Origin of the sequence: Streptomyces sp. NBC_01707, from assembly GCF_041438805.1 — a bacterium.
In the GTDB taxonomy this organism is placed as follows: Bacteria; Actinomycetota; Actinomycetes; order Streptomycetales; family Streptomycetaceae; genus Streptomyces.
The window spans coordinates 872,793-889,716 of sequence record NZ_CP109190.1 but is presented as its reverse complement, the minus strand read 5'-3'; the positions used below and the strand labels follow the sequence as shown (position 1 = coordinate 889,716).

The 16,924-nt window shown below is 68.0% G+C and carries 15 protein-coding genes; 11 read left to right on the top strand and 4 right to left on the bottom strand.

Going from position 1 to position 16,924, the window contains the following annotated elements:
- The first annotated feature begins 80 nt into the window (after positions 1-80).
- On the top strand, positions 81-254 hold the full coding sequence (locus tag OG963_RS04120) for a hypothetical protein (RefSeq protein ID WP_354387681.1): 174 nt from the start codon (positions 81-83) through the stop codon (positions 252-254).
- A gap of 86 nt (positions 255-340) precedes the next feature.
- Here OG963_RS04120 and OG963_RS04115 read toward each other — a convergent pair whose 3' ends face one another.
- On the bottom strand, positions 341-667 hold the full coding sequence (locus OG963_RS04115) for a hypothetical protein (RefSeq protein ID WP_371798430.1): 327 nt from the start codon (positions 665-667) through the stop codon (positions 341-343).
- A gap of 258 nt (positions 668-925) precedes the next feature.
- On the opposite strand from OG963_RS04115, the gene OG963_RS04110 reads away from it, so the two are divergent.
- From OG963_RS04110 to OG963_RS04095, 4 genes are all read left to right on the top strand, one after another.
- Positions 926-1,402 (top strand): DUF6233 domain-containing protein, encoded by a 477-nt coding sequence (locus tag OG963_RS04110; RefSeq protein WP_371798429.1) that lies wholly within the window; start codon positions 926-928, stop codon positions 1,400-1,402.
- A gap of 515 nt (positions 1,403-1,917) precedes the next feature.
- Positions 1,918-2,088: a DUF6093 family protein gene (locus OG963_RS04105; RefSeq protein ID WP_371800260.1), complete on the top strand. Its 171-nt coding sequence runs from the start codon at positions 1,918-1,920 to the stop codon at positions 2,086-2,088.
- Between the two features lie 10 nt (positions 2,089-2,098).
- Positions 2,099-2,368, top strand: coding sequence for a DUF6093 family protein (locus OG963_RS04100; protein WP_371798428.1), 270 nt, complete (start codon positions 2,099-2,101; stop codon positions 2,366-2,368).
- 154 nt (positions 2,369-2,522) lie between these two features.
- A complete protein-coding gene (locus OG963_RS04095; protein ID WP_371798427.1) occupies positions 2,523-3,155 on the top strand; it encodes a TetR/AcrR family transcriptional regulator in 633 nt (210 codons plus the stop codon).
- Between the two features lie 762 nt (positions 3,156-3,917).
- On the opposite strand, the gene OG963_RS04090 is transcribed toward OG963_RS04095, so the two are convergent.
- Positions 3,918-5,102 (bottom strand): helix-turn-helix domain-containing protein, encoded by a 1,185-nt coding sequence (locus tag OG963_RS04090; protein ID WP_371798426.1) that lies wholly within the window; start codon positions 5,100-5,102, stop codon positions 3,918-3,920.
- 122 nt (positions 5,103-5,224) lie between these two features.
- Between OG963_RS04090 and OG963_RS04085 the strand changes: the two genes are divergently transcribed.
- Complete coding sequence (locus tag OG963_RS04085; RefSeq protein WP_371798425.1) at positions 5,225-5,797, top strand: flavoprotein; 573 nt, start codon at positions 5,225-5,227, stop codon at positions 5,795-5,797.
- Between the two features lie 1,026 nt (positions 5,798-6,823).
- Positions 6,824-10,933 (top strand): MobF family relaxase, encoded by a 4,110-nt coding sequence (mobF, locus tag OG963_RS04080; RefSeq protein WP_371798424.1) that lies wholly within the window; start codon positions 6,824-6,826, stop codon positions 10,931-10,933.
- A 203-nt stretch (positions 10,934-11,136) separates the two neighbouring features.
- Here mobF and OG963_RS04075 read toward each other — a convergent pair whose 3' ends face one another.
- Positions 11,137-11,694, bottom strand: a complete 558-nt coding sequence (locus OG963_RS04075) for a hypothetical protein (protein ID WP_371798423.1) — start codon at positions 11,692-11,694, stop codon at positions 11,137-11,139.
- Positions 11,691-12,782, bottom strand: coding sequence for an NlpC/P60 family protein (locus tag OG963_RS04070; RefSeq protein ID WP_371798422.1), 1,092 nt, complete (start codon positions 12,780-12,782; stop codon positions 11,691-11,693). The genes OG963_RS04075 and OG963_RS04070 overlap by 4 nt, the downstream gene beginning before the upstream one ends.
- Positions 12,783-13,038: 256 nt before the next feature.
- Between OG963_RS04070 and OG963_RS04065 the strand changes: the two genes are divergently transcribed.
- From OG963_RS04065 to OG963_RS04050, 4 genes are read left to right on the top strand one after another with little or no spacing between them, the layout of a single operon-like run.
- The gene (locus OG963_RS04065; protein WP_371798421.1) at positions 13,039-13,932 is read left to right on the top strand and encodes a hypothetical protein; all 894 of its coding nucleotides are present in this window, start codon (positions 13,039-13,041) and stop codon (positions 13,930-13,932) included.
- Between the two features lie 19 nt (positions 13,933-13,951).
- A complete protein-coding gene (locus OG963_RS04060) occupies positions 13,952-14,287 on the top strand; it encodes a hypothetical protein (RefSeq protein ID WP_371798420.1) in 336 nt (111 codons plus the stop codon).
- An 8-nt stretch (positions 14,288-14,295) separates the two neighbouring features.
- On the top strand, positions 14,296-15,081 hold the full coding sequence (locus OG963_RS04055) for a hypothetical protein (protein WP_371798419.1): 786 nt from the start codon (positions 14,296-14,298) through the stop codon (positions 15,079-15,081).
- Positions 15,071-16,921, top strand: a complete 1,851-nt coding sequence (locus tag OG963_RS04050; protein WP_371798418.1) for a hypothetical protein — start codon at positions 15,071-15,073, stop codon at positions 16,919-16,921. The genes OG963_RS04055 and OG963_RS04050 overlap by 11 nt, the downstream gene beginning before the upstream one ends.
- The last annotated feature ends 3 nt before the right edge of the window (positions 16,922-16,924 follow it).

Here is a 16,924-nt window from a genome sequence, read left to right as displayed (position 1 = left end):
AGTCCCTGGCGCAAGGAGGGGCGCCTCCCCCGAACGAGTGGGGCCATCCTCCCACCGACTCACAGCGACTTGGAGAGCTCATGCCGTACAAGCAGGGACAGCGCGTGGAGTACCGGAACCAAGAAGGCCAGCAGGCGCAGGGCACGATCCAGGCGGCCGAGGGTAGCGGGCAACAGACTCGCTACACCGTCAAGAACGAGAAGAACATGCAACAAGAGCAGGTTCCGGAATCCAAGATCGAGCGGCAGTTGTAGTAGCGCCCCTGCCGAGGCGGCCGCCGTTGCACCGAACGAAGGTGCACCGGCGGCCGCTCGTGTTTCACGCAGCTGGATCAGGGCCGCTACGGCTCGTCGGTCCTGATGGTCACGGCGGCGCCTGCTTTTCGGGCTGCCTTTTGCAGAACGGCCAGCGTGTCCGTGAGCGGTGCGCGGGGACCACCGCGTGGGGTGGTGGCGATGAGGCAGGGCATGCACCGGTCCAACCAGCGACGGCCGGATCCGGGCACGGTGACGACCCCGGTTGCTCTCGCGGGCTGGCCGCAGCCCACGCACGGATGGTTGCCGTCGAGCCGCTCGGCTCCGGCGCTCTGGCGTGGGGCCCCTGGTGGGGCGGGGTCCAGCTGGAACGGGTCGACGCCGAGGGATTGCAGCAGGGCAGCGTCGGACATGCGGGTCCCTTCTATCGGCGTCTGCGAGATGGTGGGTGGCGGACATGGCAGGCGCATCCGCCCTCTCGCTGTCTCTCACGCAACGCGACATGCCCTGAGGTGTCCTAGCTTGAGAACGCAAGGATTCGCACACGCGAGGAGCCGTTATGACGCGGCGGAGCGGCAAGGGCAAACTCCCAGGCAAGGCGGGGGAAGCGACAGGAAGGGTGAGAGGCGACCGGCAGAAGGAAGCCGAGGGGACGGCCAAGCGGCTCGAGGATGAGATCAAGAAGCGGCGCAGCACCGAAGATCGACCCCTGCCGGATGAGCCGCCCGACTAGCCAGAATGAGCGCATTACGTCCCGGAGCCCCTGCCCGAGCGGCGGGGGCTTGACCATGCCGACAACACTGCAATCGAACGCATGTCCGACCTCCCACCCGATCTGCCTCGGCTCTGTACCCTGCGGACCTGGTACGCGATGTGGGTGGACTGCATCGACGTGGCGATCGCGGCGGCCGAGCAGCGGAGAGGGAGAGGCGGCAGGGCGAACAGCGGCGGCCGCCGACGCCGGACTGGGTTGTCGAGCTCAGCATCGGTGCAGGCGCACGGCCGATCGAAGTCCACTTGGCGGGTGCCGCGCGGCGGGGAAGCGCCAGCGGGCCATCGCCCGGGAGCAAGCTCTCGCCGCGCTCGCCGACGGGATGCGTGCCTGCATCCACTGCCGACCGGACACTGAGCTTGGGGTGCTCGGGTAGGTCCGGCGGCGGTCCAGTCGAAGGGACATCTGAGCCACCACCGGTAGAACAATCCTCACGTCGGGCCGAGACCTGCGCACCTGGGTCGGCCCCATGGGTCCGCTCTTTCGTCGGGCCGGGGGAGCTGTCCGCGCACCCCCCCTGCGTTCGAACATATGAGCACTCCTCCGCCTCTGAGGGGCTTTCGCTTGCCGCCGTCGCCCCCATCGTCGAGACGCGCATCCTCCTGGACACTGTCGAGATCTTCCGCCCCAGAGAGCCGGTCCTTGACCCGGACTCCGGCGAGTACCACCCCGGCCCCCGACCAGATCCTCTCCACCGGGGCCGGTGCGATCTTCGCGTCCGGCGGGCCTGGTCCTATCCCTGACCCGGACTCCGGCGAGTACCACCCCGGCCCCGACCAGATCCTCTCCACCGGGGCCGGTGCGATCTTCGCGTCCGGCGGGCCTGGTCCTATCCCTGGAAGGACAGGCGTACGCCGACGACACCCGTAACCGCTACCGGCTCCTGACCCGCTGGATGCCACGCTCGCGTCGCGTGACGACCCCGGGCGCGTCACCGAGGCCGCGCAGGACCCGGGCCTGATCAACCGCGTGTGGCGGGTCCTGGACATCTCCGATGCCGACTCGCTCGCCGTCGTCCGCACCACGTGGCTCGACGAGTCCACGCAGACGACCGGGGCGTGACCCGGTGCCGGTGGATCTTTCGCAGGCAAAGGCCGACCTGGAGGCGCAGCTGACCGACACGATGCGGATCTTCCGCACAGCCGGCCAGCCTGTCCTGGACCCGGTGACCGGGGAGCCCGGCCCGGCCCCGACCACCGTGGTGTATGAGGGTCCCGGTGCGGTGCTGTCCACGCATGGGCAGATCGTCCTCGGTCAGGTCCTCGGCCAGGACTGGCTGTCCGAGGGCTCGGCCTGGTACCGGCTGGTGACGCCTGTCTCGGGTCGGCGCCGGTGGCGCTGATCGGGGACCTGGTGGAGGTCGTCACCGAGGCCTAGCCGGCCGCATCTGACTGGCCGACGATGTCACCGAGGCCTCCACGGTGGAGATCTGCCACTCCACGAGGCTGATGGAACGCATCACCACGGCGTCCAGCGCCATCTGACCCCTTGGCCCCTTGGCGGCCTCGCGCACCGTGGGCGGGGCCGCAGTGCTGTCCGCGCCGAGAGGGCTGGGCCGGGGCGGTTCAGCCGAGGGTGAAGTCCTTTCGGGCGGTTACGAACGCCTTGATGGACTGGGAGCGGTCAGTGTCGCCGACCTGATGAAGGCCGCCGGGCTTACCCGTGGCGGGTTCCACAAGCAGTTCGTCTCGAAGGTGGACCTGGTCGACGAGGCCATCGATTACGCCTTCGGCGAGGAGGCGGCGCACTCGCCAGTGGCGCTCGAGGAACCCACCAGGGACCACGAAGCCGCCCGCCGCACGCTGATCGAGCGCTACCTCTCCGTCTGGCACCGCGACCACGCCGGGGAGGGCTGCCCCGTCTCCGGATTCGCCGCCGACCTGGGGCGCGAACCGGACCAGGCCGCCCGCTCCCAGCACGTCTACATCAACGGGGTAAGGAACCGAGCCGCCCGGCTGGCCACCGGCGACGACGACGGTATGGCCCAGCTCTGCACCATGGTCGGTGCCCTCGCCCTCGCCCGCGCCACCCGGGGCAACCCGATCTCCGAAGAACTGCTGGAGGCCGCGCGCACAGCTCTCACCGAGAGCGACCCCGGGCAGTGCGAACCGCAGCACCGCACGGACTGACCGAGCCCGACTGACGGCGCAGGCCGCCTCCCGGCTCGGCGTTCGCCCAGCCGGGATCACCGGCAGCGCGTCCGAGACCGGAACGCTCAGAGTCACTCTCACAACCGCCGAGTTCACGAATGCACAACGGGTATTGGACTGGTCCACGCGGAAGGGTTGGACCCCGCACGCGTGGCCGAATCCATGATCGACAAACCCGCCCGCACCCCAACCACCGCCGGCCTCGGGTACGGACGGGAGATCAGCTACGCCACGTGGTACCGGGGTGGTCCCACGATGGGCGGGTGTGGGGGTCGTAGTGGTCCCCCTTGTGGTGGGGGGTCCCGTCGGCAGAGCGCCTTGGTCTTCGGGTCCATGTTCAGCACGGTCTGGGCGAGCAGACGTGGTGATGGCGTCGGTGGATTCGGTCTTCATGCCCGCCCTCTGTGCAACGGGTCAGCGGACCGCTGTTCGGTCCGCTCCAGGCACGCCTCGGTGTTGGCGCAGGCGCGAGGGAACCATGAGTACGCGGCCCCGTCCGTCGGCCGGGCGCGCTGCTCCCCTAGGTCGATGTCGTCGCCTACCGTGAGGGGGTGCCGACACCAGACGCAACGCCACCCGCGGCGCTGCTGCTCGGTGAGCTCGTTGACTGGCGGTAAATCTCTCACGGTCATGGCGCGTCCCCGGCTCGTCGTTGATCAGGTACGAGACCAGCGTGACGGGCGGGGAAGGGCTCAACGCTCACAGATTCGTGAGCGTTGGCAGGTCGGGGCGCGAGCGCGACTACAGACCGATCCAGGCAGCCATGTGCCCAAGGCTGTCCGGGGTGCGACGCGAGATATGGACCAGGCCCTTGATGGTCTCGCGTGCGCCCGGGTGGTAGCGGGTCTGTTCCGGGGCGGCATGTCGGGCGGCGATGATGCTGGTCAGCGCCGCTTCGGTGCGGCCAGTCTCCATCTCGGAGCGCGCCTTGTCGATGAGGAAGTGGGCGCGTCGCGACGTGGCCAGGGCTGGCGGGATGCTGATTTGTCGAGCCTGGGTCAGGGCTTCGTCATACTGGCGCATCTCGACAGCCGCGGACATGCGGTGCAGCGCCACGTTCGTTGGGCCGAAGCTGAGCCAGTGGATTTCGGAGGCGTCCCCGGTCTGCTCTGCGCACCGCTTCGCTTCGGCGATGTGAGTGTCGACGGCGGTCTGCTGGTCCGCGCGGGCCGCGATGACCGAGGCTCCGAGGTGCAGTTGCCCGGTGACTGCGACGGCCTCCCTCGTCTGCTGTGCTCCACCGACGATGCCGTGGCCGGCGGTGACGAGGCGCTGTCCGATCGTGTACTCGCCCTCCCGGAAGTACACCAGAGCCCGCATGTACTGGCGGATCGCGGCGAGACAGGGATCGGAGGCGCGGTGTGCAGCCCAGTCCATGCGGTCGAGGGCGACCGAGCTGAGGTCGTAGTAGCCGAGCTTCACCGCGACGTCGTGTGCGGTCCGGTACGTCGAGGCGAGAGCCTGCCACAGCTGCGTCGACTGGGCGCGCCACGCCGCGGTCGTGAGCTCAGCGATTGTCGAGGGCAGCCGTCGGGCGGCGTTCCGTAGATGTGTGGCCCGCACTTGGGCACAGAGTTCTTCGGCGCTGGCGATCAGCTGCTCGGCCGGCCTGTCGGGGATGGTGTCGTCTGCTCCCAGGTCGTACAGGTCGAGTGCTTCCCGGATGGGGCGCACGAGTTCGGCGAGTCGGTCCTGCTGCAGTTCGGTCACGTAGGGCTGTCCCGTCAGCGCGGTGACGTCGATCTGCAGGGCCTGGGCGACAGCCGCAACGAGGTCGAGGTTGGCGGGCTTGGCGCCGCATTCGACCTGGTTGAGGAGGCTGTACGAGTACGGGAGACGGTCAGCCAGCTGGCGTTGAGTCAGCCTGGCGAATTTCCGCTGCTCCTTGATCCGGGCGCCTATGTGGTCGTGGTCCAGTCTGGGCATAATGGGCTCCGTTCCTGACTCGCCATCTGGAACGGTACCCGCGCTTCTGCGCGGGGGACCCAGCATCGCCCTCGATTCCATCCGGTTCGTGGGCGGTTGCGCGTGTGTGGTCGGATGGCGGCATGACGACTCTGTACCTGTTCGGCTCGGCCGCACCGCCCGTCCTTGAGATTGCCGGGGTCATCGAGAACGCGCAGGCTTACGGGTGGGATGTGTGCCTCGGGCTGACCCCGACGGCTTCCCGCTGGCTGGACGACAGGCTGCCGGAGCTGGAGCGGCTGACCGGACATCCCGTACGCTCTGAGTACAAGCTGCCCACGGAGCCGGACGTGTGGCCGAAGGCGGACGTCATCCTGCTCGCGCCGGCCACGTTCAACACGATTAACGAGTGGTCCCTTGGCCTGACGAGCAAGTTCGTCGTCGGGGTGGTCGCGGAGGCGATTGGCAAGGAGATCCCAACGGTGGCCATGCCATGCGTCAACAGCGCCTACGCGCGGCATCCACGGTTCCACGGGTCGGTGGACGCCCTGCGGTCGATGGGGGTGACGGTGCTGTATGGCGAGGGCGGTTTCGTGCCGAACCAGCCGGGCGAGCGGCGACCGGAGGGGTACCCGTGGCACCTTGCTTTGGACGCAGTCGAGACGATTGTCAGACCCTCCGCCCACCATCCGGCCCGTGGCAATCGAAGTGTCTGATGCACGATCGGGTGACATCTGAACTGGCTTGCTCTGTAGGGCGGGTGGGAAGGGCGTCGCTGTGCCCAATCCCCGATCCACTCTGAGTTACGGATCAGAAGGCTTCTGACAGCCACGGCTGCCATCGACGACGCCGGACGGGGGCGTACGCCAGCATCCCTGTCCGGCCGTGGCGTCGACAACAGCAGCCGGAGCAGGCTCAAATCGAACTTACAAAGCACATGTCGGCGGTGGCCCGGTGCCTGGGAGAGAGGGCTATGAGGGGCGCTCAAGCCGACCAGCATCACTGCGGTGCGGAACCTCTCCATGCCCGCCCAGGAACCGGCCATATTTACGTTTTCCTCGGATGTCAGCACCCCAGCGCACCTTCCCCGGAACGCACTAACCCCTCCCGAGTGGGGGGCGGAGGTGTCGCCCGGCCGTGGCCAGCCGGGGGCGTAAATCCCTGGACCGGGCGACGCCACAACCCAAGCAGTCCACATGCCCCTTCCCTAAACTCGGTAGGCCATACGGGCGCACGAGAGGGTGAAGGTTTCAACAGGGAGAAATGTCTGGGCCACTACCCAGGTAGGTCCGGCGGCGCCAGTCGAAGGGACATCTGAGCCACCCCAGCTATCGACTTCGGAGGACTTTCGGTCGGCTTTCCCGACGCCGAGCACGACCTGCCGGACTCAAGACCCGGCAGGCGGCCGAGGGGCCGCAGCTACCGGAGTGCTGGCCGGTGGCTGCGCCGGTGCGGGGAACGCCTCGGCTAGCAGTCTTGATCCTCCGTGCAGCGGCATGGCGGAAGTGGACCGACCGGGAGCGGTCATCGCGCCATCTTGAACGTCCCGATGCAAGAAGTGTTGCTGTCCACTACGTGGTGGCTCTGAACGTACAGTCGATGGGTTCCGGTGGGTGATCAAAGTGAAGGAATCAAAGGGAAGGAATATAGACAAAGGGAGTTCTTGTTGGGGAGCTCCGGAAAGCCGGAACGCACAAGTGCACAAGCCCGACTGGCGGGGTGACAGAGAATGGGGGCGGCCGGTGGCGTGGCTGACGAGGATCACGGCGGACGAGCAGGTCGAGTACCGGCTGCGGGAGCAGGCCGGGTGCTCGGTGGCGGAGGCGCCAGCCGCTGAGACCGTCGTGATGGAAGGGGCCGGGGTCGAGGCGGTCGACCATCGGCTGCGGGCCGAGGGCGACGCCGTGCTCGTGTGGATTGGCACGGGCCTGTCGACGGTCGGTCTGGTCGATGGGGCGGTGCTGGACGAGGAGGGCAAGGACGCCGCCCGCCGGTTGATGAACGGGTGCCACCCGGCGACTGGGGCCCGGCTGTTCCGCTCGCGCACGTCAGCCCGCGCGCACGAGAAGGCGAAGCTGACCACCGCCCGGTTGACCGAGGCGATCGAGGCAGCGGCCGCGAAGCGGGATGTGGAGCCCGCCGACCTGCTGGAGGGCAAGCCCAAGCAGCAGAAGGTACTCGCCACCCAGCAGCGGATGGTGCACCGGCTCGGTGAGATGCACCGGATGCAGGTCGTCACCCTACACAAGCTGGCACGGGCCGCCGGCATCGACCTGGCCGACGTCTACGGCGAGACCGAACTGGCAGAGGCGTGGGCGCACAAGGATGTCCGGGTCGATGACCGGGTCCGCGGCTGGGACCTGGTCCTGGATCTCCCCAAGTCCGACAGCGTGCTGCAGGGCTTAATGGGCAGCCTGGACGAGCGGGAGCTGCGCGGTCTGGTCCACCAGGCCGAGCGGGACATGTTTGCCCAGCTCGAATCGTGGGTCGGGTATGCGGTCGGCAGCGAGGACGGGCAGCCGGTAAGGACCGCGACCGGCGGGTTGATGGCCTGGTCGGTCGAGCACCAGGCGGCCCGGCCGATGGGCGACGGACAGCCTGGTGACCCGCACCTGCACCTACACGTCACGATCCCCAATATGGCGTTGTGCCAGGACGGGCAGTGGCGGTCGATCGCGAACTCGGGGCAGGACCTGCACCGGCACGCCTCCGCCCTCGATGCGTTCTTCAAGGCACGGGTGCGTGCGCTGACATATGAGCGGTTCGGGGTACGGCGTGAGCAGAATGAGCGGACCGCCGCCTGGGAGATCGTCGGGATCCCCGAGCACGTGCGCGATGAGTTCTCGCGCCGGGCCGCCCTGGTCGACGCGACGGCCGGCGCCGACGCCAGCCGGGAGGAGAAGGCCACGGTCTCGCTGCAGACCAGGCGAGCCAAGCACACGGCCGACGCCACGACGATACGGGACAGCTGGCGTCAGCGGGCCGAGGACCTCGGTATCGACGTCGACGCGATGGTCTTGGCTGCGGCCCCTGGACCACCCGGACCGGACGGAGGCCCGGGCATCGGCGGTCCCGGCAACGGCCCGCGAACCCCGCCGCCCGCCGACCTCGCCGCGATCGTGTTCGACACCCATACCGGCCTCACACGGTCGGAGAAGTCGTTCAGCCGCGCACAGCTGCTTGCCGCGTTGGCGAATGCGTTGGAGTACGGCATCGACGACGGGCCGGGACGGCTGGACGAGCTTGCCGACCAGGTCCTGGCCGTGGAGGGCTACGCGGTGCCGGTGCCGGCCTTCGGCTCCACCGTGATGTCGTCCACCGCCCGCTACACCACCCAGGACATCCTCGATGCAGAGGACGTCGTCACCCGCCAGGTCCTGGCTCGGGTCGACGAGGGCACCGCAGTCCTGAGCCCGGACGAGGTCGAGCGGGCGATCACCACCTACCAGCGCGCCGTTGGATACGAGCTGTCCGGTCAGCAGTGCGAGGCGGTCGTCCGGCTGCTGACCGCCGGGCACGGCATCGACACGGTGGTCGGCATCGCCGGGGCGGGTAAGTCGACGTTGATGGAGGCGTGCCGAATCGGCTGGGACGCTGCCGGCACCACGTATGAGGGTGCATGCCTGAGCGCCGTCGCCGCCCAGAACTTGGCCAGTGCCTCCGCGATCCCGTCGCGCACGGTCGCGGCCTGGCTGGAGCGGATCAGCAGAGGCAAGGGCCTCGCCGGCATCGACGTCCTGGTTCTCGATGAGGCGACGATGGTCGACGACCGGTCCGCGGCCCTGCTGATGAGCGAGGCCGCCCGCACCGGTACCAAAATCGTCGGGATCGGCGACCACCTACAGCTCCAGGCGATCGGGGTGGGCGGCTGGTTCCGTGAGGCGCATCGTCTGGTCCACGGGCTCACCCTCACCGAGAACTACCGTCAGGAGGACGCTGCCGAGCGCCAGGCGCTGGAGGTGTGGCGGACTGGCGATCACGAGCAGGCCCTGAACCTGCTCGCCGCCGGCGGTCGGGTCCACGCCGCCGGCAGCGCGGACGAGGCCCGCTCGCAGATCCTCACCGCGTGGGACGAGCTGCGCGGCCGCTGGCCCGACATGCACGACCTCATCGCGGGCATGGTCGTCCTCGCCGCCCGCAACACGGACGTCGACGTTCTCAACGCCGGGGCCCAGCAGATCCGTCGCGCCGCCGGTGAGCTCGGTGCCGAGCGCACCTTCGCGCTGCCCGGCGGTCATCAACTCACCCTCGCGGTCGGCGACGCTGTACGGGTCCGCGCCAACGACTACCGTGCCCGTCGCGGGCAGGGCCCGGACCTTCTCAATGGCTACCGCGCCGTAGTCACCGCGATCGATGACGAGCGCCGGGTCCAGATCAGCTGGCGGCTCAAGGGCCGCGGCGGGAAACCGCGAGAGGAGTCGGCCTGGCTGAGCCCCGATCAGATTGCCTCCGGGGCCTTGTCGCTTGGCTACGCGATGACGATCGCCGCGAGCCAGGGCATGACTGTGGACACCGCCCTGATGTACGGGCACGGAGCGAACGCTTTCGCGACTTACCCGGGCATCACCCGGGCCCGGTCCGAGAACCATCTGTGGTTGCCGCTGGCGGTGCTGGAGGACGAGACGACGCAGGCACGCCTGGGTGCTGCCCGCAGCGAGAAGGAGCTCCTGCAGCGCGCCGTCCGGGCCTTCGCCCAGTACTTGGGGCAGTCGCGGCCGGACGGCATGATCTCCGACCTGCTGCGCGAGCCGCCCACCCCGGCCGTGCTGCCCGTGCAGGCCACCCAGGAACGGCCCGTCGTCCACGGGCCGCCTGCCGAACGGGCGGAACGGGAACAGGCCCACCGGGCGCCGGTACGCCGCGAGCAGCCGGTGCCCGAGCGCGCCCTGGATGACGAGACAGTGCTGGAGCTGAGCGAGGATCAGCAGCAGCTGGCCGAGTTTCAGCGCCAGCGCGCGATGCGGGCAATCCCTTCCTGGACGGACCGCCCCTACGGCAGGATGTCTGACGCCGACCTGTGCTGGAAGCCTGGCGACGCTTTGCAGCGCGCCAAGATGTGCGACCAGGGCGCCCTGCAGGACGGAGAGGAGGCCCGGGTCCTGGCCGAGCGGCTGGCCCAGGAAAAGGCCCACGGACAGACCAAGGGCCAGCGCCGCGGTGCGGAGGCCATCGTGCTGCTGGACCATGCGAACGGCCATCTCCGTACCGCCCGCGAGGAGCTCGGCCAGGCGGTGCTCGCCCAGGCTGCGGTCAGGGAAGCGAACGCCGCGCTGGAACAGCTGGAGGCTAACAACAGCAAGGGTCGCGTCGCGCTCCGGCTGGCCAGCACCTCGAAGAAGGAACACCGGGAACTGACCGAGCGCTACCGCGCCCAGCGCGCCGAAGGATGGAGCGAGGAGAGCCGGGCCATGTCCGCGGCGAACACCGCCCGGACCGAGGCGTGGGAGACCATCCGCGGCAGCGAGTTCGCTGACGTTTTCCGCGAGATGGGCGCCACCCAGCCCGCACCCCGCGACATCGACGACGTCGCCCGAAAGCTCGCTGCCATGCGGGCCCACGTGCCCGCGTTCACGCAGCGCGTTGACACGAACGACCTCAAGCAGCTTGCGCGCCTGCACGGCCAGGTCACCAAGTACCGGAATTCAGCAGCGATCTACCGGGAAAATGCCGCGCTCATGGTCGAGGAGCAGGCGCTGCGCCGGACCGTCGCAGAGAAGTACGGTGAGCTGCACACCGCGGAGACCAGGGGCAGGGACTTGCACGAGCAGCAGCAGGCCGCTGCATCCGTACGGCACGAGCCCGGCTACCAGCCGCCGGCACCGAGCCGCTCTGGACCGTCCCGAGGGCTATGACACTTCCAGCTCCGTGGGAAGGCACCTCATGCTGAGTGCGGAGAAGGCGACATAGGCGAACGCTGGGAATACTCCGCCACCGACGGCATCGGTCTCTGACAGCAGCAACCGGCCCCGGGAGAGCACTCGTCCCCCGGGGCTACCGCGTGCCCGGCTGCTGTCCTGGGCCGAGCACTTCCCTGTAGCGGCGAATGGGTGATGGGTTAGTCGAGGGACTGCAACCTCTTGAGGGTCCGCTGGGCGACGGCCGCCTCTGGGCCGTGGATGTCGGTGACGGCGGCGAGGAGTTCGTTGCCGAGCCTGCGCGCGTCATGGGCGGGGACCGTGCGCCAGAGGCTGTAGACGCGTCGGGTGGCTTCTTCGGTGTCGGGGTGAGCAGGGCCTTGGATCGTGGCCCGCAGGCGCGCGGTGTGCAGGTACCACCCCACCGCGGTGGCGTGATCAGCCATCAGGTGGGCGATGTGTCCCCGGACTTCCCGGATGTGGACGGTGTTCAGGTGCTCGACGCCGCACTCGGCGGCGATCTCTGTGTCGAGCTGGTAGGCCATCCTCGCGGCGTCCTGCAACTGGCCGCCGGTGGCTGCAGCGGCGACGGCGACCAGGCGCTCGCGCAGCACTTCCGGGATCCGGGCCTGTGGGCCGGTTTGCGCGGCGGGGGCGAGCGCCGGGGCGCCCCAGAATGCCGGAGTCACGGTGCCCCAGGGGTGGAACAGCTCTTCGTGCTCGTGCATGGCGGGACGCCCTTCGGTTGTGCCGGTCACCACTTCACCACCCGGCGGACTTCGGTGATTCGAGTCATGGCGCTCGTGGAGTTGCGCCAGCTGCTGTACGAGACGATCCGGGTCCGCACGCCGGTGCGGGGCGCTTCGATGATCTTGCCGTCGCCGATGTACATGCCGACGTGCCCCGGGCGCGCGTCCGATCCGTCGCTGCCCGGATTGAACACCAGGTCCCCGGGCTTGGGGTCGTCGATACTGACCCGGTCGCCGATTTTGACCTGGTCGTAGGTGACCCGGGGGATGGCGACCCCGGCGGCCCCGTAAGCCTGCTGCATCAGGGACGAACAGTCGCACCAGTGGGCGGACCTCTGGCCGTGGGCGTTAGTGCAGTCGCCGCCGAGGCGGTACCAGCCGCCCCTTTGCTGCATTGCCCAGGCCACCGCGGTGCGGACCTTGCGGGGCGTTCCGGCGGACAGAGAGTGTTCGGCAGGCAGATCCACCTCCTCGCTGGATGTGGGAGCGGTGAACTGCCGGGCGGAAGCCATGATGATCTGGACGTAATTGTATGTTTGGCCTTTGGCGAACTGCTCGTCCGGGACGCCCTGGTACTGGTCGACGCGGCCCCAGCCGGCGTTGTAACCAGCGAGCGCGAGTTCGATGGGTGAGCCGTTGTACTGAGGGTGTGCCTTGCCCTTCTTCAGCAGGCTGCACATGAACTTCCCCTGCCCAGCGATGGCGTCCGCGGGCTCCCAGACGCTTCTGGTCCCGTTGCCGTTTCCGTCCACGGCCCAGGTCGGCCAGGTGTCCGGCATGAACTGGGCGATGCCCTGCGCGCCAGCGCCGGGAGATTCAGCCCGAGGATTGAAGTTCGATTCCTGTTTCAGCTGGGCGGCCAGGATCGATGGCGGCAGCCCCTGGTCACAGTCTGCCGAGACTTTGAGGATCATGGGCGCGTACTCGGCGGGGACACCACCCCTGCCGATTCTGAGGCTGCCTGCCGTCGGCTCCACACTGCCTCCGCCTCTATCGTCGTCGAACGTCGCAATGAGCAGCACGATTCCCATGCCGAACGCGACCGGTGTCATGACGGCCCCGCCCACGGCAACGGCCAGCCAGCGCTTTACGCGCACAGTCCCCCCAAGCCTGTATTCCTGGATTTGCGTAAAAGAATCCTGATGGGTGGTCTGTTCTGGCGAGAGTCAACGCCGCTCAGGTTGCGTGATGATGCGTGACAGTATGCCATCATGGCCTTACAGGGGGCAGGTTGACAATAATTTTTATTGTCACCCGCATCGGGGCGATATGGTTCTGGGGCGCTTGTGGACGACACGCAGGTACAGTGAGTTAGCTGCCGCAAATAGCTTGCGTGCCGCATGGGAGGTAAGGGTGGGCAAAAAGAAAGCCGCGCTGATGGCGCTGCCTGCCGGATCCCGTCTGGTGCTGCCGGTGATGGCAGCGACCGGGGGGAGCGGGCGCTCCACCGTGGCCGATCTGCTCGCCGGAGCGATGGCGGCGGCCGGGACCCGCACGGTTGTGCTCGATACCGGACCGCGCCTCTCCTCACCCTGGCCCTCATGGACGACCGGGCAGGAAGCCGGAGGCCTGGCTGCACTGCCGCCCGACCGGCCACTGACCCGATCCCAGGTCCAGAATGCGGCCGCTCGGCGACCGTCCGGACGGGACGCGGGCTGGCAGGTGCTCACAGACGGACGGGACTGGCATAGCCCGCCGCTCGCACTTCCGCCGGACCCTGCCGCCTGGCTCCAGCTGGCCGCCCTCGGCGGCTGGCAGACCGTCATCGCCGACACCACGCACCCCGTCGCCCACGACATCCTTGACGCTCGTTGCACCGGGCGGATCGGACAGACCCGGGCCTGGTGCGAACTCCCCTACGCAGTACCGGTGCTGTGCGCGGCCGCTACCGCTAGCGGTGTCCAGGCGCTGCAGCAGGCAGTGATGGCGCTGGATGCCGACGGCATGCCGTTGCAACGCACGGTCGCCGTATTCGTCGCACAGACCGACGGACGGCTGCCCGCCATCGTTCGGGCAGGCGCAACGATGCTGACCTCTCGAGCCGCCGCAGTGGTGCACCTCCCGCACGACCCGCACATCCGCATCCACGGGCTGCGGATAGCAACCCGGCTGCGCTCACGCACTCAGCAAGCCGCCCGCTCGCTCGCACAGGCAGTTCTAGCAGCGGCCGGCCTTACCTGGGGCATGCCGCTTCCCGACGCTCCGCGCCCCGCGCCGCTCGCCGTTGTTTCCCCCACTTCCAAATGAGTTTGACGAGGTGTCGGCTATGACTTGGATGACCACCCTGCACACCCTGGCCACCGACCCTGGCCTGCACGTATTAGTCGATGGAGAGCCGATCGTTCCGAAATACAGCCCGAAATTGCCCAACGAGGTGAGCACCCAGGTCAAAACAATCCTGTCCTGGACGGCCGGGTTCGGTCTCTCAGCAGCGGTGATCGGCGGACTGACCGGCTGGCTTCTGGTGGCCGTGGGCCACAACAGTGAGCGTGCCCAGCTGGCCGCCCGCGGCAAGCAGTCCGTGCTGTGGAGCCTGGGCGGTGCCGGAGGCATCGGCGTGACCAGCAGCCTCGTCCTTGCGGTCTACAACATGGCGAGCTGAGGCGGCGGATGAACACTCACGATCGCAGCGCCCGCATCGCCAAACTCGCCATTGCCGGGCTCGCTGTACTAGCCGCCTCAGTACTGCTCGTCGGCGGCGTCGCGGCCTACTCGCTTCTCGGAAAGGACGATTCAGAGAAGGGAACGGCACCCCCCACAGTCATCGCGAAACCAGGCCCGACCGACTCTGGATCAGATTCGGGTGGGCGGGCAATGACGCCGGAGAGAGCGAAAACGGTACCGCTGAGCGTACCCACTGGGCAGAAGGACGGCGTCTCCACAGGCTTTCCGCACACAGTGGGCGGGTCAATCTCCGCGGTCGTCTACTTCTGGGAGGAGTACGCCTGGCTCGACGACCAGAAGGCCCGTCAGCAACTGGAGGCCGTCACCTCACCAGACGCCGCGGGGTACATCGACCAGCAGATCTCCGAGATCCGCAAAGGCCGTGAATCGATCAACCTTCCGCCTTCGGGCGGCACGCCTGCCGGGCTCACCGTCACCGCCACGGTTGAAGCGGTCCGGGTACGCACGCTCAAGAGCAACGCGCTCCCGCGAGGGGATGTTGTCCATGTATGGCTGAGCTTCGACCGCTACGCGACCACGCCTAAGAAGTCCACGGATGACAACCCGCTCAAGGGTGAAGAGACCGACTTCATCGTCAAGTGGCAAGACGGCGGGTGGAAGCTCACTAACGAGCCGGAGTACTGGAAGCAGCGGACCTTCCCCGCCGCCTACTTCCCCGACTCGTCGTATGCATGGCGTGACATGTGGGTGCAGGTGAGGCATGAGGACTGACTGGCCCGGTGTGCTGGTCCGAGCGGGAGGCGTCCTACTGGCTGTGTTGTGCTGCCTGGCCGGCGGAGTGATCGCGGCGCCCGCCGCTGTCGCCGACCACGGTGGTAAGCACGCGAACTACGGTCCGCCCAAGCCCCCTCCGAAGGAATGGGCCGAGAAGGGCGGGGATGTTGCGGGCGTCGACGATCAGAACCACTGGTGTGTCATTGATTACACAGATACGGAAGGCTCCTGCAGATTTCCGGACCCTGAAACGTCTGGCTCAGGCATCCACGACACCTGTGATTCCGGCAACTGGGGCTGCAGAAATGAGGATCGGCACGCGAACGAAGAGCGCCAGCTGGAGAGATGGCGCAAGAACTACCCGAACAGGGCAGACGACCCGAACTACGAGAAGCTGAACAAGTTTATCGCCGACTGTGTCGACAACGGCGGCATCTTCAAGGAGTGCCAACTTCAGGCTGGCTTCAAGTACCCAGCCAAGGCGAAGACCCCGTTCACTTGGGTTGCCGGGCAGATCTCGGAGATGGCCTCGAACGCGCTCAAAGAGGCCGCACACTACATCGGCAAGTCCGTGGTGTGGCTGCTGGAGGAGTTCGCGAAGGTCTTCAACGAATCGTCAACCATCGACCTGTCCAAGACCGGCATCGGCAAGCCGAAGGGGATCATGACGGTCCTCTCCCTGCTGATCGCGACGTTCCTGTTGCTGTTGCAGTTCGGGAAGGTGGCGATCAGCCAGCGAGGCGAGCCCGCGGCGACTGCCGTGACGGGTCTGGCAAAGTGGGGCATCATCTCGTCGGTCTACGTGATCGCCACGCAGACGGCTCTGACCTGGTCGGATGCCGTGTCCACCTGGATCATCAACTACAGCTTCCACGGTGGCGGCTCAAGTGCGGGCGATGCAACCAAGGCGATGCAGCAGCAGTTGGGCACCCTGTTCGGCGGGCTGATTACTGGTGGCGGCGGCGTGGCGACCGTGGGCACGGCACTCATCACCGGTGAAGGTGTGACGGCCGCAGCGGTCGGCGTGATCATCGTGGTCGGCATCGTGTGCATCCTGGCGATCGCCGCACTGTGGATCGAGGTGCTGCTGCGGCAGGCCGGAATCATGATCCTGGTGGCGACCATGCCAGTGGTGCTGGCCGGGCAGATGTCCGACTCGACGCAGGAGTGGTGGCCAAAGGCCAGGAACGCGCTGATTGCGCTGGTGTTGATGAAGCCGATGATCGTGCTGTGTTTCGCGATCGGGTTTGGTGCCATGTCCGAGGGCGACGGCGTGCAGAACATGTTCGTCGGCCTTGTCATCTTCGTCCTCGCCTGCTTCGCGTGGCCCGTCCTGGCGAAGTTCATGACGTTTTCCACCGTCGGTGGGGGGAGCGCGATCGCGTCCGGACTCATGAGCTCGATCGGCTCGTCCGCCGCATCGATGAGCGGCGGCTACCGGCCGGAGATGGGCGGGGCCGGGGCGGTCGGCGGCGGCAGCGCCTATACCCGCGCCCTGGAGCAAGACAACGCCCAGATCTCCGCCGGCGGCTCCAACGCCGTGCAGAGCGCGGGCAGCGGCACTGGGGGCGGGAGCGGACGGACCTTCGGATCCCGGGTCATGGGCACGATCGGCCTGCCCCTGCAGGTCCTCGCCGCGGGCAAGGACACCCTCGAGTCCGGCATGACGAGCACCGCCGGCCACGCCGGTCTCGACCACGGGGCGGCCGGCGGCCGTCACGTCGTCATCGCACAGCGGCGCCATTCCGCCTCCGCCGGACAGCCGCAGGAAGCGGACGACGGTGTGCAGAGAACGCTGCAGCCGGTGCAGCCGCCCAGCCCTCCGACTCAGGGATAGCCG

Bases quoted from the DNA above. Each gene is read 5' to 3' on its own strand.
- OG963_RS04120 (WP_354387681.1), top strand. From the start codon at position 81: ATGCCGTACAAGCAGGGACAGCGCGTGGAGTACCGGAACCAAGAAGGC.
- OG963_RS04115 (WP_371798430.1), bottom strand. From the start codon at position 667: ATGTCCGACGCTGCCCTGCTGCAATCCCTCGGCGTCGACCCGTTCCAG.
- OG963_RS04110 (WP_371798429.1), top strand. From the start codon at position 926: ATGAGATCAAGAAGCGGCGCAGCACCGAAGATCGACCCCTGCCGGATG.
- OG963_RS04090 (WP_371798426.1), bottom strand. From the start codon at position 5,102: ATGCCCAGACTGGACCACGACCACATAGGCGCCCGGATCAAGGAGCAG.
- OG963_RS04085 (WP_371798425.1), top strand. From the start codon at position 5,225: ATGACGACTCTGTACCTGTTCGGCTCGGCCGCACCGCCCGTCCTTGAG.
- OG963_RS04060 (WP_371798420.1), top strand. From the start codon at position 13,952: ATGACTTGGATGACCACCCTGCACACCCTGGCCACCGACCCTGGCCTG.
- OG963_RS04055 (WP_371798419.1), top strand. From the start codon at position 14,296: ATGAACACTCACGATCGCAGCGCCCGCATCGCCAAACTCGCCATTGCC.
- OG963_RS04050 (WP_371798418.1), top strand. From the start codon at position 15,071: ATGAGGACTGACTGGCCCGGTGTGCTGGTCCGAGCGGGAGGCGTCCTA.